This is a genomic window from Parabacteroides sp. AF39-10AC, from assembly GCF_003635405.1.
Lineage (GTDB): Bacteria > Bacteroidota > Bacteroidia > Bacteroidales > Tannerellaceae > Parabacteroides > Parabacteroides distasonis.
Genome location: NZ_QTLP01000003.1, coordinates 209405 through 225975, shown reverse-complemented (window position 1 = coordinate 225975; position 16571 = coordinate 209405). Strand labels below are relative to the sequence as shown.

Genomic DNA, 16571 nt, shown 5'->3' with positions numbered 1-16571 from the left:
AGGGTAAAATAAACATAACATGAAGCAGTTAAAAGATATAGTATTGACAGGATTTTTGGCGCTCTTGGCCTTTACCGCATGTACGGAAGAGAAGCTGATAGATGAGCGACCGATGGAAACAGGTACGGTTTCGATCTCTTTCTCTACTGAGGGCGTGGAGACGAAAGCGATAAATGCCGGTGGTACTTATCAGTACGCTACGGCGGATGAGCTTAACATAAACAATATTTTCGTCTCCATCTTCAAGAAGGTGGATAACGAGTGGAAATACTTGATTTCTAAGACTGGAACCTTAGGTGATGGCAGTTTTGTCGGGACACAAAGTTCCGGCTCTTTTAAATTGACCGGTTTAACCTTACCGCTTAACACGGAACTGAAGGTGGTAGCTATCGTGAATCCATTGGAGGACAAGGTTGCGTCTTATGCGGAAATGGATTATAATGGGTTAAGTGCCGAGACGGTAACTTATACTGGTACGTTGGGTGGAGAGGGTTATTATACATTCGATCCGAAAACCTTGATAAAGGCAGGCGAGCAGGATATGAAATTTACCGCTACTAGCGGTGTGATTTCTGGCGGCAAGGATGTCCATTTGAAGCAATTGGCGGCGAAAGTAGAGTTGGGCTTGGATGTGGAGTTGCCGAAGATGGAAGGCTCTACGACTACGAGTAAGTGGACGTTGGATGGTTATTCTATGGATGACATTATCAATAAGTTATCTAAAAGAATGAGTAGCGCATCTAACAAAAATAAACCTGTTATTGTATATGTGGATCAGTCTGGTGCATTGAAGGCAACAGGATCGGGAGAAAAAGTTCCAGCTGGTGCTAAGGCGTTAGCGCGGGCATGGAATAACTCTGCGGATAAAGACTGTGCTAATCAACCTAATACTAGTAATAAATATGCGCATATAGAAAGTTTTTCTTCGGGAAACCCTATTACAATGGCGATAACTACTACAACTCCAACATGGTTGTTTAATTTGATAAGTGTTCAAGTATTGAATGTGAATACACAATCGAAACTGATTATCCCCACAAATCAATTGAATGATGCGATTGGTTTGAGAGATGGATCTATCCTAGGAGGAATGGCAGATACTAAGGTCAATTTATCTTTTTACACGTATGAAAGAGACAAGGTCAGTGATCTAACAAAAGCCTTGTCTGTGAAGATAGTTGGGGAATACGTTAAGGGTGATAAAAAGGAAATAGCAACTTATAAGTTGAAGTCTACAGGTTTTCATCCCACATGGGATGAAGATGGGGGCTGGGGAGAAGGTTCAAACACTAAGTTTATTATCAATACGGAAGAATTGGAAATGGGTGGAACCGTATCTAAAATAGATATAACTTCTACCGGAGAGAGTACGGACTATCAATACTCCATCCCAATCAACCCTGAATATAAAGCGGATGAATGCACGGACGGTTTGATCCACGGTAACTATTATCATGTGACAGGAATGTTGAAACAATCAACAGGTGAGTTTAATATATGGGTAGCTCCTTGGGTTGGGAAAGATGTTAGCGCAAACTTTAATTAAACAGTAAATAGAATATTATGAAAGCGATAAAAAATATATATGCCTTGTTCTTGGGCCTGTTAATGCTAGGACTAGGTTCCTGCATGGAAGAGACGGAAGTGAATGGAGGAGAGCAGAATGTTGATGGATTACGACTGTCCTTGAGCGTTTCCGCTAGCGACGTGATCTCTCCGCTCACGAAAGCCTCTGCTACTGATGCTAATGCTATTAGCGATTTGAATATCCTTGTGTATAATAAGGATAATAATCGCTTAGTTAAAGGATTGTATTTGACCGGTGCAGCCTTGAATGGCCTTACCGTAAATAATAACGAAGAGAATAAGGCGGTTAATTACGATATAGCTTTACAGAATGGTTCTTATCGTGTACGAGTAATTGCGAACGCAGAATCTGATTTGAGTGCGGAGCCGTTCGATAAGATAGATAATCTATCGTATGGAACGTTAGATAATTTGCCAAAGATGGTAATGAGCGCATCCGCTGATGATGTATCAGTTAGCGGAGGAAAAGGTTTTGCCATCCTTTCGTTAAAGCGTATTTACGCTATGATATCCGTATCTGTGAATACTTCTGGATTGAAAGATCGTACGATCAAGCCCCTAAAAGTATCTTTGCATCAAGTACCGGCTACTGGTAAATTGTTTATGAACAACTTAATCCCGGCAAATCCGTCACCTTCAGATTATATAACGGAGGCTGATATGATCGAATTTTCCAATCCGGTAGAGAATGTTAGTTCAATGAAAGATAACAGTGTTTTCTTTATGTATGAGAATAAGCAACCGGATGGTGTCTGCTTACTGAAAGACGGAAAGTATGTAGAGGCATATAAAACCCCGGCCAGTTTAGGTAACACCCCAATAAAGGATGTTGCCACTGTGGAAGCGGATAAGACTTGTTCTTATATTCGTGTGGAAGCAGAGTATTCAGAAATGGGTGCTAATGGGAAGATTGTTTATCGCTTTTTCTTAGGAGATGACGCTTTTACCAATTTTGCGGTAGAGCGAAACGCCCACTATAACGTGACGCTTAATCTTACCGGTAAGGGCGGGGTTGACGAGGCTTCTTGGCGTGTGACGAAAGATTTCAACTGGGATTTTACGGTGGATGATATTTATATCGGGTATCGGATAGGCTCTATAAGTGATATCCAAGTGAAGTTACCAACAGATCATCAGTGGTTTGATAAGTGTGAATGGAGTGTGGAAGGTTCAAATAGTAAGGATTTCCAGATTGGTGCGTATGATAAAAATACGAATACGATTCGAGTTATCACGAAGAAAACGAATATTAGTAGTAAGGATCACATAACTAATACCGTGACGATTACGGCTACAGGGAAGGATGGAAAATCAATCTCTAAAACTGTAACTGTCAATCAAGTTATCCGTTTGGTCGATCCGATAGCTTTCTATAAGAAATGGGACAACAGGGAGCTTGTCAAAGTTAAGGTGCGAGAATTTAATAAGGAGAAGAGAAAGTATGAGATATTGAATTCTATTGGCCCTTGGACAGCTACTATTACCGCCGGGGATTGGTTTACGCTATCTACAGATGACGGACAGTCTGTCGTCGGAACATCGGAGTCTGTTACAGGTACTGGAGGTGATATTGTTTTTAATTATAAACCGAATTCGAGCACAGGAAGTTCTTCCACCAATCGTTATGGCGCTATCAAGGTAACCTATCATAATAACCGTTGCGAGCATATGATTTATTTGCGTCAAGGTTATGCGGATACGCAATTGTTGGATGGTGGGGCAACTTGGTCTTTATTCAATTGTACGACAAAAGGCTCTATCACCAACGCTCCGACCCAATCTGGATATTTTTATCAAGGAGGGGCTTCAGATTCCTATTATACACCATGGGATGTGACTTATGGTAATAAGCATTTGAATTGGAAAGAAAAAACATCGGAGGACATGCGCAATGAAAAATACAAATGGGAGTATGGACAAGGTCCATGTCCGAGTGGTTATAAAGTTCCTGCGGCTAGCCATTACAGTGCTATTAAGAGTGCTACGGAGAAAAATACATTATTTACATATGGAGGATATGTGTATGATGATAGTTGTCCGGTTGAGAATACTCCTTTTGGTTGGCAGTGGGATTCAGAAGGCAATGCGGTTATAGATGAAACTATAGATTGCAATCCGGCTAAAGGGACATTAATGGTTCGTTCTACTGGAGAACCTGTCAATTTGTTCTTCTCTTATGGAAAGGCTGTTATGACTGAGCATGGGAGTGCTGCAGAGGATACAGGGATTGATGAGATTGGTATTGGGTATTTGGGTGGAGGTCGACTTCTCTATAATACAGCCCATCGATATGGGGCTTTTTATTGGTCTGGATCTGGTGACTCTCATGCTGATACGAATATGCTTTTTATAGATTTTTGGTATTCTCTGAATACCAATGTTCCTATTAATGTCGGAACATTAAATACGAATAACGGCATGTTTGTTCGTTGTGTGAGGAGTGAAAAATAAATTGATATATCTAGTTGTAGAGACGCAGCATGCTGCGTCTCTCTCTATTTAACAGAAATCAATCTGACACTTTGTATTCTTAACTCCCGGAGAATCCCTTTTTCCGTCCCGACCTACGACTTGCCTCCAAATACGCAAGAAAAAAACAGTAATTGCTTAGCATATACGTAGATGTTGAAAAATGCCCTTTCATTCTAGCTAAATTAATTCATCGTAATTCATATCAAGTAGGGTTAAAAGGGGAAAAACAGGCTTACGACTGGGGTGTAACGGTACAAGAATGCCCATTCACGACCGCTTATAACCCTATTAGCGACCGCTTACGATGCCCAACGGCACGGTAGGTGTTGCCCAACGCCACCGTATGTGTAGGCTTTTGCCTCCTAATGTGCGTTGAAAACCGTCCTTTTTTATCCTAAAACATGAATAAAGCGGCGCTCCATGTCTTTATTGTGTGGCTTTCGTTAAAAGGGAATGCCACGATATGCGTCTTATATTGATCAAAAGGATCAGATAATGTCCGTTTGGCTAACAGGTTGATCTTTGATACTAAAGTGATATGAATGGCTTATTTTATCTAAACGAGATTTTTTATTCGGAAAATAGTCCTTACCTTTACGACATAGATACGTTTTCTGAACTTCAGCCTTCCCGAGTTCCCTTCATGGCGAACGGACGTGGTTCTGGCAAACGAGCAAACAGGTAAGACTTTTGGGCGGATCCGGCTGTGATCGCCCAATCTACGGGGTTTTCCTTGGAGGAAGTGAATGACCTTGAGAACCTTATCCGCAAGGAGGAGATTAAGAATTAGAAGTGGATGATGCGGATTGATGGTGTTAATAGAATCCGAGTCTGATAAATACAGTATGACTGATAAGGGGCAGGCTTACACAAGTCTGCCCCTTGCTGTCTTTATAAAGTGTCGGTGTTCCTATCACCTTCTTTGAAATGAATAGGTATTCTTATCAATCAAGGATAGTTGGTAGGTTTACCCTTTAAAGTTGAAACTCACACCTATCGTGCTAAGAAATGTTATAATCTATTTTTGTGATACAAATTAAAAGTGAAAGGGATGAATAGGAGAGAACTCGTGAAAACATTGGCTGATAAATTGTCGGTTACGCAAGCGGAGGTGATGCGCTTTGTTCAAGCTTGGGAAGAGACTACGACAGAGGCTTTGGAAAGTGATGGTTCTTTGATGCTATTGGGCTTTGGGACGCTCTCCGCTTGGGAACAAACCGAACGGATCGGCAGAAATCCTAGGAATGGGGTGGCTTATATGATAAGAGCTCGTAAAAGCGTGAAGTTTAAGCCTGGTAAGTTATTACTTAAACAGTTGAATGCGAGCTCGTCGAAGTGAAGGCATTCATGAATGTATAATAAAAACGAAAAAATATTCGATATGAAGAGAATTCTTTTCCTAGTCCTGCTCTTGGTAGCTACGACAGGCGTTTACGGCCAGAAGTTCGCGGTGAAGTCGAACTTGCTCTATGATGCGACTGCTACGATCAACTTGGGCGTAGAGGTTGGCTTGGCGAAAAAGTGGTCGCTAGATCTATCCGGCAACTATAATGGATGGAAGTTTGGCGATGAGGCTCGTATGAAACATTGGCTGGTACAACCAGAAGTTCGTTATTGGTTGTGCGAGAAGTTCAATGGACATTTCTTCGGCTTGCATGCGCACTATGCGGATTACAATGTTGGAGGTCTGAAGTTCTTGAGCAAGAATATGGAGAATCATCGGTATCAAGGTAATTTGTATGGAGCCGGACTTTCTTATGGCTATCAGTGGTTGTTGAGTGACCGGTGGAGCATGGAAGCCGTGCTGGGTATTGGTTGGGCGCATCTGGATTATGATAAATATCCTTGTGCCACTTGCGGAACCGTATTGAAAAGCGATACGAAAGATTATTTCGGGGTTACGAAAGCGGCTATTTCTATTATTTACTTTATTAAATAACCCAAACGATGAACAAGAAGATAAATGCATATATGATGGCGGCTATGATGGCCGTCGTGTCTCCGGCAATCATGGGACAGACTGCCTCGGATGGGGTTAAAGTGATTTGTAACGACGTGGTACAGAAGGGCGACTCGGTATATATCGATGCCGTGGTGACGGTAAGTGGCGATGCGGTGAAATCCCGTAGCTATTTGGAACTGACCCCCGTCTTGGAGTCGGCTTCGCAAAAAGAGGGGCTTCCTTCTATTTTGGTGAACGGACGTATCCGCCAGAAAGTATATAACCGTGAGGTCGCTTTGGATAATTTGAACGACGTACCTCATTATACTATCTTGAAAGCCAATAAGGAAGATCAAGTGGTAAGTTATAAAACCGCCGTGCCTTTTGAGGATTGGATGAAAGACGCACGTGTCGTGTTAGACCCGAATCTATGCGGTTGTGGTAAGGAAGAGGCCGGTAGTCCGTTATTGATCGCGGACAAGATTCGTCGTCGTCCGGATAAGCGCTATGAGGTTCAGCCTACATTCTCTTATATCACGCCGATGGCAGAGACGGAGAAGCATCGTGCGGAGGTCGGTACGGCTTTTTTGGACTTCCAAGTGGGTAAATATCAGATTCTTCCTGATTTCCGTAATAATGCGGTGGAGTTGGCGAAGATCAATAATACGATTCGTACCGTTACAGAGGATAAGAACGTGAAACCGACAGGTATCGTACTGAAAGGATATGCCTCACCGGAAGGCTCTTACGCTAGTAATAAGAAATTGGCGGATAATCGTGTCAAAGCGTTACGTGACTATATCCGCCAGAAGAATGACTTCAAGGCTGATTTCTTCACGATGAGCTCGGAACCGGAAGATTGGGTCGGTTTTAAGGAAAAGGTAGAGGCCGATCCGAATGTACCGAATCGTAGCGAGGTATTGGCGATTATCGATAGCTCGGATGATCCGGATCGCAAGGAGGCTAAGTTACGTGCCTTGGGTGGTGGCGCCGCTTTCCGTTATGTGCTGAAAGATATTTTCCCTTCGTTACGTCGCTCGGAATATAAGATTGATTATACGGTACGTGAGTTTACGGTGGATGAGGGGCGTGAGATTATCAAGACTCGTCCGCAACAGCTAAGTTTAGGGGAGATGTTCGCGGTGGCTAACAGCTATGAGATCGGTAGTGACGAATATAATAATGTATTTGATATCGCTGTCCGTATGTTTCCGAATGATCCGGTAGCGAATCTTAACGCCGCGAATATCGCTATGGGCAAGGGTGATTATGCTTCCGCTAAGAACTATTTGGCGAAAGCGGGGAACGCCCCGGAGGCGGTTCATGCGAAAGGAGTGTTAAGTATGTTGACCGGTGATTTGACGGAAGCGGAATCTCTATTGAAGCAGGCTCAGGATATGGGAGTAAAGGCCGCGGCGATAAATTTAGAGGAATTGCGCAAGAAAATAGAGGATAATGCGGTATTTGATAGTTTCAACGCTGTAAAATGATAGCTATTCCTCCCTATGTATAGGGTAGAAGGCACTTAATTTGTAAATGTCATGAAGACAAATATTAATAATAATTTCTTTTATATGGAACAAGCATCAGATGTAGTAGAGTTGGTTCTGCCTCATGAGGTAGATAATCCAAACAATGTCTATCTGTATCTGGAAGGAGATGCTTGGTGCGCATACGAACGTTCAGCCTACTATCTGACTCAGATGGAGGTTTCGGTTGTATTAAAGAAAGAAGTAATCCACGATGACTATGACGTGGTTTTACTGAAAGCTTTTTTCGCCGTGAATGATATGTATTTGCCCCTTTCTCCTACGGCTGTGCTGAAGTTGGTTGCCGACGATAAGCTACAGTTCCAGATAAGGGATAGGGTAGAAGGTTTTTCCGAATGGAAAGAGAATGAGTTAAAAAAATTATCTGCTTGATAAGGAAGCGAACGCTTCTTATTTAAGCATGTAAAGTTGAGGGGTGTAACGGTCCTGAAAAGTAGTGATACTTTTCAGGACTATTTTTTTGTATGGGGAGCTTCCCTGTAAATGATCACCCGGCAATCTGGGGAGAGGGTGACGGTAAATTGATTTCCTAAAGCCTCGTTGAGAGTTCCTTGCCACCATGAGGTGAGCTTTCGTTGGCAAATGGGCCAGCGGAGTCCTTCTGTACTAATCTCCCCTTCGGGATAAAGAACGAAAATGGAGATTTGTTGCCCCGGATAAGAAGCGAAAGTCGTTGTTTCTAAGATAGGTGTGAAAAGACCATAGTCGGATAACATCTCCACCCGCTTGAATAAGGGGGCATACTCCATAAGAAGGGATATATTTCCCAATGTATGATCCTCACGCAATCCGGTAGCTCCTAATATGAGAACTTCTCGATAGCCTTGGGCATGGGCGAAGCGGATGGATTTGGAGAGGTCGTTGATCTCTTGGTCCTCTACATGGTGGATTCGGTCTGCGTAGCGTTTGCGCAGGTCGGCGGGTATACTGTCCAAGTCTCCTACGATAGCGTCCGGATGAATACCCTTTTCATAAAGTGTCTTTACGGCTCCATCACAAGCGATAATCGTTTTCGCTTCCTTTAATAATCTCAAGGGTAACTCAGCGGAAGGAAATCTCCCATTCGCTACGATCACACATCCTCTTTCCTTCACTTCCGTATTATCTCCCATAATTCATAAATTATAAATTAAAACTCTTCCCCTTTCTTCCGCCAATTGTAATAGCCCACAATGGCTAGTGTCGCATAGCAAAAATAGAGTAGCATCGTCGGATACAAGCCCCGAAGGTAATAAAGATATACGGAAACGAGGTTTACGATTACCCAAAAAATCCAATGCTCGATAATTCGCCTTGCCAGCATCCAAGTAGCGACAATGCCTACCGACGTGGTGAACGCATCGCCTACGGGGATGGGAGAGTCCGTGAATTGATGAAGGAGATACCATAAGATGGCGAATACAACGGCCAATGTTCCGATAATCCCCACGAAAAGCGGAAGGCTCAGATGGGTGTATAGGATACGGTCGGAGGGAAGACTGTCGTTTTCCGTGTGTATCTCATGTTTCTTCCGGGTCCATTGATAGAAACCGTATATGCTGATTCCTACGTAATAGGTTTGCAATCCCATGTCCGCATAAATCTTAGCGGACAGGAAGACAAAGACATACACGAGGGAGGTGAGGAATCCCACCACCCACATGCCCTTATGTTGTTTAATCTCTAGAAAGAGATAGAGCAGACCGGTTATTACTCCGAAGTATTCTAGCCAAACCATTTTAGTAATTGATAATTGATAATTGAAAATTAAGTTAGAATTTGAAGGTGATCCTGGCCATGGCGTTCGTGCCGGCTTGGGTGAAATAACCGTCATCCTTTTTACGTGTGCCGTTTTCGATATACGAGTATACCCATGCGTTGGTCTCGTACTTCTCGTTGAAGAGGTTGTTGATAGTCACGTCTAGGGTTATTTCTTTCATGAACTTAGGCTGGAAGGCGTAACCGATACGTAGGCTATTGATAAAGTAGGGATCGATGGAACGATCCTTGCTGCTTGAATTGTCTATGTATTGGCGGCCTACTATTTGTGAGTTGAAACTTGCGATAAACCCTTTGTAAACGAAATCGAACATGCTGTTCGCTATTAGATTGGGTGAGAAAGCTATATTCGTTGTGCCTAGATCATTGATCTCTTGTCCTCCGGTATCCCAATTATCCACGTATTCCACGAAATGCTTGATTTTATTTTGGCTGAGGGTTACGTTCGCGCTCCAATTTAGCCAAGAGGTGATTTGTACACCTCCGGTAAGCTCGATACCCATTCGGTAACTATCCTTTATATTGGAAGTGAGGGCCTCGCCGATCTCGCTGATCTTGCCGGTCAGGATCAATTGGTTGTTGTAATCCATGAAATAGAGATTGGCTCCAAACCGGAAACGGTCGTTACCAAAACTATAACCGGCCTCGTAATCATATAAGGTCTCGTGGGTAGGACGTTCCTCGGGGCCTGCCTCCGTGAAATTGTCACGGTTCGGTTCCCGGTTAGCGACGGAGAAAGAGACGAAGGCGTTATGGCCATTGTTATGGAAGTTTATTCCGGCTTTCGGGTTGAAGAAGTTCCAGTTCTTACGAATGTCCAGTCCTTCCCCGGCTTTGTCATCGTTTCCCTTAATGGTGTAATGGATCCCACGGTATTGTAAGTCCAGATAGCCGGTGAAAAGAGGGGAAAGACGTTGAGTCAATTTAGCGTATGCGTTGTAGTCTAATTTCTTACCGGTATTGCGATAATATTCGTAATCCGGTTGTGGCAAGACGTTTGCGCTTTTGGTCCACATTACCCGGCCAAAATGATCGCCTACATAGTTGTTGACGGCGGTTCCCAGCGTAAGGCGGGTATTGTCACGTTGATAGTTTGCGCTATAAACGGCTCCATAGAAATAATTGTCGAGCCATTTACGGCGCACAAGGTCCGTCTTTTTTACGGTATTACCCTCCGGATCGATATATTCCGGTAGTTTATAACTGCTGAATTTGGCTTTCGATTTATAATCCTCGTAATATCCATTTCCGTCGGTGTAATGAAGGGTCAGGTTCATATTCCAGAAATCTCCGATACGCTGGCTGGCCATTAAATGGTAGTTGTGTTGCCAATAATTATCCGTCTGATTGTTATAAAACTTCTTCACTCCATCTTCCTCATATTCTCCGCATGGATTATAGCTACGATCTGTGTCAAGTAAATAAGACGGAACACCGTTCCATGCTTGATAGGTCTTCTCGCTGTTCCCGAAGGCTTGGAATTTAATCAATGTATTATCGGCATAGAAAGCGGCGGAGGCATAGTAAGAACTCATACGGGCGGAGGCACGATCGATAAAGCCGTCGCTACGGATATTGGAGTAGCGGGCGTCGAAAGCGAAATGATCGTAAAGTAATCCAGTGCCGCCTTTTACCGTATGTTTCAGCGTACCGAAAGAACCTGCTGATACGGAATATTCGCCGTAAGGCTTTAAGGACGGTTTCTCGGTCTGCATGGCGACCGTAGCGCCAAAAGCCGCAGCTCCGTTCGTAGAGGTTCCGGCGCCTCGTTGGATCTGGATCGATTCTACCGAGGAAGCTATATCGGCCATATTAGCCCAGAATACGGTATGAGACTCGGAGTCATTAACCGGTACGCCATTGATCGTGATATTGATACGGTTCGCATCTGTACCCCGGATACGAAAACCGGAGTAACCGATACCCGTTCCGGCATCCGAGGTCATGATAACAGACGGGGATTGGGAGATAAGGAATGGGATACCTTGCCCGTTGTTCCGGCTGCTTAGTTCTTGTTTGGAGATGTCGCTATAAGCTACCGGGGTCTCTTTCCCGACTTTGGTAGCGGTAATAACCACTTCATCTAAAGATACGTCTTTTGAGATTTTCAAGGAGTCGACCGGACTAGGCATTTGTGCCTTGGCGGTTGTAGCCAGCAAGGAGCCGGCCAAGATAACCAATACATTTTTCATCTTTTCATCTTTTTGCTTTAAAACTAAATAGATGAATAGAAAGGATCGGAGAAGCATGAATCCCTACGACAGCATTACCTGTACAGGTTCTATGGGTATGATCTCAGCCCGCTCCTTTCGTGAAGGATTCCGCGAGCACCCCTTCGTATTCGGCAGCAAAGATAGGCATAAAAATGTTAATAAATATTACTATCAATAGTAAATCGGATTTCTATAGATATTAATTCTGATTACTATCGATCGTAATCCGGTTTGTGTCGTATTAATTTTTTCTGCAAAAAGATGAGGATATTTTGAGAACTCATTGATTTTTTGTATATTTGCGGGCGATTAAGTGAAGTTGAGGAGGGGGCGGGTAGTCCCCTTCTTTTGTTCTTAACAGATATGTGTATGATAGAAAAGAAAGTGGTAAGCCAATTAGTAGAGGAAAAACTAGCCTCTTCAAGCAATTATTTAGTAGACGTAGTGATTAAACCGGGGAACCTGATAGTCGTTGAAATTGATAACGATGAAGCGGTAAGCATTGATGATTGCGCTGAGTTGAGCCGGTATTTGGAGGAGCATCTGGATCGTGACGTCGAGGATTATGAGCTGGAGGTTGGCTCCGCCGGCATTACTTCTCCTTTTAAGGTACTTCGCCAATACGTCAAGAACATCGGAAACGAGGTGGAGATGCTGTTGAAAAACGGCTCGAAGCTGACAGGTGTGTTGAAATCTGCCGACGAGAACGGTGTGGTTGTCTCTGTCGAGAAGAAGGTGAAACCGGAGGGCGCTAAGCGGAAGGTAACCGTGATAGAGGATGAGTCGTATACATTTGATGAAATAAAATATACAAAATACTTAATAAGATTCAAGTAAGATTATGGCCAAGAAAGAGGAAACAATCAGTATGATTGACACCCTTGCGGAGTTCAAGGAGTTGAAGAATATCGATAAAGATACGATGATTAGCGTTTTGGAAGATTCGTTCCGTAACGTGATCGCCAAGATGTTTGGCACGGATGAGAACTATGACGTGATTATCAATCCTGAGAAAGGTGATTTCGAGATCTGGAGAAACCGTACGGTTGTGGCTGATGATGAATTGGAGGATGAGAACTTGCAGCTTACGTTGACGGAGGCCCGTAAAATCGACGCCGACTGTGAGGTGGGCGAGGAAGTGACCGACGAGGTGCATTTCGCGGACTTCGGACGTCGTGCGATCTTAAACTTGCGCCAGACTTTGGCTTCAAAGATACTTGAATTGCAGAAAGACAGCTTGTACGCTAAGTATAAGGATAAAATCGGCCACATCATCGCCGCTGAGGTTTATCAGGTGTGGAAGAAAGAAATCCTGTTGCTGGATGACGATGGTAATGAGTTGCTACTGCCGAAATCCGAGCAAATCCCGACCGATTTCTATCGTAAGGGAGAGACCGTACGTGCGATCGTTCAACGTGTGGATAACTATAATAACAACCCGAAGATCCTTCTTTCCCGTACGGATAAGGTCTTCTTGCAGCGGTTGTTCGAGTTGGAGGTTCCGGAGATTAATGATGGCTTGATTACGATCAAGGCGATCGCCCGTATCCCGGGAGAGCGTGCCAAAGTGGCTGTCGAGTCATACGATGACCGTATTGACCCGGTGGGTGCTTGCGTAGGTATGAAAGGCTCTCGTATTCACGGAATCGTTCGCGAGTTGAGAAACGAGAACATTGATGTGATTAATTACACCTCAAATCTCTCTTTGTTTATCCAGCGTGCTTTAAGCCCGGCTAAGATCTCTTCTATCCGTGTAAATGAGGAAGAAAAGAAAGCTGAGGTTTATCTACGTCCGGAGGAGGTTTCTTTAGCGATCGGTAAGGGTGGTCTGAATATTAAGTTGGCTTGTATGTTGACTGAGTATACGATTGACGTATTCCGTGATATCGAAGGAGCGGACGAGGAGGATATCTACTTGGATGAGTTCTCCGACGAGATCGACAGCTGGGTGATCGACGCACTGAAGAATATAGGATGCTATACGGCGAAGAGCGTCCTTGCTATGAACCGCAATGAGATTATTGAACGTGCCGATCTGGAAGAGCAGACCGTGGACGATCTTTTAGCTATCTTATCTGCGGAATTTGAAGATGAAGGTAACGAATAAGTATTACGACAAAGTTAGATATGCCTATAAAATTAATTCAAGTACAGAGAAAATTGAACGTGGGAATCAACACGGTGGTTGAGTTCCTGCACCGGAATGGGTTCTCGGTTGAGGATAATCCCAACACGAGGATCAGTGATGAACAGTATGCTTTGCTCGTAAAAGAGTTTGGAAAGGATCTGCCTGAGAAAGATCGTAATTTTGCGGCGGATCGTGCGCAGAAAGAGGCTCCTTCTGTGAAAGAAGAGAAGACTGCGGAAATAAAGACAGTGATACCGGAAGAATTCAGGCCTAAGATCGTAATGAAGGGTCATATCGATTTGGATGGTGGACAACATAAAAAACAGCAGGAAGAGCCGAAGGCTAAAGAGGAGCCGAAGGTGAAAGAAGAGCCTAAGGTAAAGGAAGAGCCGAAAGTGAAGGAAGCGCCTGCCGCTCCCGCTGCTCAAGCTCCTGTTAAACCCGCGCAGCCTGCGCAGGCTCCCACGGAGAAAAAAGAAGAAAAAGTTATAGTAGTGGAAGTGGAAAAAGAAAAAACCGTAGAGAAGCAACCGGTTGTTGCGGAACCTAAGGTGGAAAGTGTGAAACCGGAACAGGAAGTAGAGAAGACCGAGGAAAAAGACGATAATCTTTTCCGTTTGAACTCGGTTAAATTGGAATCAAAGATCAAGGTAACCGGTAAGATTGACTTGGATGCGCTTAACCAATCGACTCGTCCGAAGAAGAAAACGAAGGAGGAGAAGCGGAAAGAGCGTGATGAGAAGCAAAAGTTTAATAACAATCGGCCGGGTAATAATAGCAACGGTCCGGGCGCTCCTCATAAGAGTCCGAATTCGCCTACTTTGATTAAACCGAACGCTCCTGCTAAACCGGGTGAGGAAGGTGACGCTAAGAAGAAGCGTAAACGTATCAAGAAAGATCGAGTAGACGTGAATAATACGCCGGGTACGAATTATCCGCGCCCGAATCGTGACGATCGTCCGAATAACGACCGTAAGCCTCGCTTGAAGAAGCCGGTGAAAGCGGAAGTTAGCGAAGAGGATGTTCAAAAGCAGATCAAGGAGACTTTGGCTCGCTTGACCAACAAGAATAATAAGAATAATAAGGGGGCTAAATACCGTCGTGATAAACGTGACGCCGCTGTGAAACGTGAGCACGAGTTGATGGAACAGGAAGAACTGGAAAGCAAGGTATTGAAGCTGACCGAGTTCGTTACGGCCAACGACTTGGCGAACATGATGGACGTATCTGTAACGGAGGTTATCGGTACTTGCATGAGCATCGGCCTTATGGTTTCGATCAATCAGCGCCTGGATGCGGAGACGATCAATATCGTGGCTGAGGAGTTCGGTTATAAGACTGAATATGTAAGCGCGGATGTTGTCGAGGCGATCAACGCTGATGAGGAAGATGATAACGAGGAGGATTGGGTAGCCCGTCCGCCTATCGTAACGGTGATGGGACACGTTGACCATGGTAAGACTTCTTTATTGGATAATATCCGTAGCGCGAACGTAATCGCTGGTGAGGCCGGTGGTATCACGCAGCATATCGGAGCCTACAACGTGAAGTTGCAGAATGGCCGCCGTATCACGTTCTTGGATACTCCGGGTCATGAGGCGTTTACCGCTATGCGTGCCCGTGGCGCGAAGGTGACGGATATCGCGATTATTATCGTGGCCGCTGATGATAACGTGATGCCTCAGACGATTGAGGCGATTAATCACGCTTCGGCTGCCGGCGTTCCTATTGTTTTCGCTATTAATAAAATCGATAAGCCACATGCTAATCCTGAGAAGATCAAGGAGGAGTTGGCGAATATGAATTACTTGGTGGAAGACTGGGGGGGTAAGTACCAGAGTCAAGAGATCTCCGCTAAGAAAGGTATCGGTGTCGAGGAGTTGTTGGAGAAGGTCTTGTTGGAGGCCGACCTGTTGGATTTGAAAGCGAATCCGAAAAAACGTGCGGTTGGTTCTATCATCGAGTCTTCTTTGGACAAGGGACGTGGCTATGTATCTACCATATTGGTGGAGAACGGTACGTTGAAGATGGGAGATATCGTTTTGGCGGGAACTCATCAAGGACGTATCAAAGCGATGTTCAACGAGCGTAATCAACGGGTGGAGAAGGCTGGTCCTTCCGAGCCGGTATTGATTCTCGGTTTGAACGGTGCTCCTCAGGCCGGTGATACATTTAATGTATTGGAGACTGAGCAAGAGGCGCGTGAGATCGCTAACCGTCGTGAGCAATTGCAGCGTGAGTTAGGTCTTCGTACGCAGAAGATGCTTACCTTGGATGATATCGGACGTCGTATCGCCGTGGGTAATTTCCAAGAGTTGAACGTGATCGTGAAGGGTGACGTGGATGGTTCCGTAGAGGCATTGTCCGACTCCTTGATCCGTTTGTCTACAGAGGAGATTCAGGTGAACGTAATTCACAAGGCGGTTGGCCAGATTTCCGAGTCGGATGTGGTTTTGGCGGCGGCTTCGAACGCTATCATTATCGGATTCCAAGTTCGTCCGTCTTTGCAAGCGCGTAGAAACGCCGAGAAGGAAGGTGTAGAGATCCGTTTGTACTCTATCATCTACGATGCGATCGAGGAGGTGAAGAGCGCTATGGAAGGCATGCTTTCTCCGGAGATCAAGGAGGAGATTACCGCTTATGTGGAAGTTCGGCAGGTATTCAAGATCACCAAGGTCGGTACGGTTGCCGGATGTATGGTTAAGGAAGGCAAGATCAAGCGTACGAACAAGATCCGCTTGATACGTGACGGTATCGTGATCTATGCCGGCGAGCTAGGCTCTTTGAAACGTTTCAAGGACGATGCGAAAGAGGTCGTGGCTGGCTTGGATTGCGGTTTGAATATTACGAACTTCAACGATATCCAAGTAGGCGATATGATCGAGGCTTACGAAGAGACAGAAATTAAGAAGACGTTATAA

The 16571-nt window shown here is 44.5% G+C and carries 12 protein-coding genes and 1 riboswitch; of the genes, 9 read left to right on the top strand and 3 right to left on the bottom strand.

The genetic code is table 11. From position 1 onward, the window contains the following. Window positions 1-19 precede the first annotated feature (19 nt). From DW033_RS04330 to DW033_RS04305, 6 genes are all read left to right on the top strand, one after another. The gene (locus DW033_RS04330; protein WP_048927148.1) at window positions 20-1546 is read left to right on the top strand and encodes a hypothetical protein; all 1527 of its coding nucleotides are present in this window, start codon (window positions 20-22) and stop codon (window positions 1544-1546) included. 17 nt (window positions 1547-1563) lie between these two features. Then, window positions 1564-4038, top strand: a complete 2475-nt coding sequence (locus tag DW033_RS04325) for a DUF4906 domain-containing protein (RefSeq protein ID WP_122382479.1) — start codon at window positions 1564-1566, stop codon at window positions 4036-4038. 1072 nt (window positions 4039-5110) lie between these two features. Continuing rightward, window positions 5111-5398: an HU family DNA-binding protein gene (locus DW033_RS04320; RefSeq protein WP_122382478.1), complete on the top strand. Its 288-nt coding sequence runs from the start codon at window positions 5111-5113 to the stop codon at window positions 5396-5398. A gap of 42 nt (window positions 5399-5440) precedes the next feature. After that, window positions 5441-5998 carry a DUF3575 domain-containing protein gene (locus DW033_RS04315; RefSeq protein ID WP_122382477.1) on the top strand — a complete coding sequence of 186 codons (558 nt, stop codon included), beginning with the start codon at window positions 5441-5443 and terminating at the stop codon, window positions 5996-5998. An 8-nt stretch (window positions 5999-6006) separates the two neighbouring features. Beyond that, window positions 6007-7491: a DUF3868 domain-containing protein gene (locus DW033_RS04310; protein WP_122382476.1), complete on the top strand. Its 1485-nt coding sequence runs from the start codon at window positions 6007-6009 to the stop codon at window positions 7489-7491. A gap of 51 nt (window positions 7492-7542) precedes the next feature. Continuing rightward, window positions 7543-7923, top strand: coding sequence for a hypothetical protein (locus DW033_RS04305; protein ID WP_005867576.1), 381 nt, complete (start codon window positions 7543-7545; stop codon window positions 7921-7923). Window positions 7924-8003: 80 nt separating this feature from the next. On the opposite strand, the gene DW033_RS04300 is transcribed toward DW033_RS04305, so the two are convergent. From DW033_RS04300 to DW033_RS04290, 3 genes are read right to left on the bottom strand one after another with little or no spacing between them, the layout of a single operon-like run. Continuing rightward, complete coding sequence (locus tag DW033_RS04300; RefSeq protein ID WP_057328872.1) at window positions 8004-8663, bottom strand: thiamine diphosphokinase; 660 nt, start codon at window positions 8661-8663, stop codon at window positions 8004-8006. Between the two features lie 17 nt (window positions 8664-8680). Continuing rightward, window positions 8681-9268 carry a nicotinamide riboside transporter PnuC gene (gene pnuC / locus DW033_RS04295; protein WP_008777886.1) on the bottom strand — a complete coding sequence of 196 codons (588 nt, stop codon included), beginning with the start codon at window positions 9266-9268 and terminating at the stop codon, window positions 8681-8683. 34 nt (window positions 9269-9302) lie between these two features. Further along, complete coding sequence (locus DW033_RS04290; protein ID WP_005867583.1) at window positions 9303-11501, bottom strand: TonB-dependent receptor; 2199 nt, start codon at window positions 11499-11501, stop codon at window positions 9303-9305. Between the two features lie 42 nt (window positions 11502-11543). Then, a riboswitch (TPP riboswitch) is annotated at window positions 11544-11654 on the bottom strand. Window positions 11655-11891: 237 nt separating this feature from the next. Between DW033_RS04290 and rimP the strand changes: the two genes are divergently transcribed. Genes rimP through infB form a run of 3 tightly spaced genes read left to right on the top strand, consistent with a single transcriptional unit; the run spans window position 11892 to window position 16571 of the window. Then, the gene (gene rimP, locus DW033_RS04285; RefSeq protein WP_005867585.1) at window positions 11892-12359 is read left to right on the top strand and encodes a ribosome assembly cofactor RimP; all 468 of its coding nucleotides are present in this window, start codon (window positions 11892-11894) and stop codon (window positions 12357-12359) included. Between the two features lie 4 nt (window positions 12360-12363). After that, window positions 12364-13629, top strand: coding sequence for a transcription termination factor NusA (nusA, locus tag DW033_RS04280; RefSeq protein ID WP_005867586.1), 1266 nt, complete (start codon window positions 12364-12366; stop codon window positions 13627-13629). A 20-nt stretch (window positions 13630-13649) separates the two neighbouring features. Beyond that, window positions 13650-16571 carry a translation initiation factor IF-2 gene (infB, locus tag DW033_RS04275; protein WP_122382475.1) on the top strand — a complete coding sequence of 974 codons (2922 nt, stop codon included), beginning with the start codon at window positions 13650-13652 and terminating at the stop codon, window positions 16569-16571.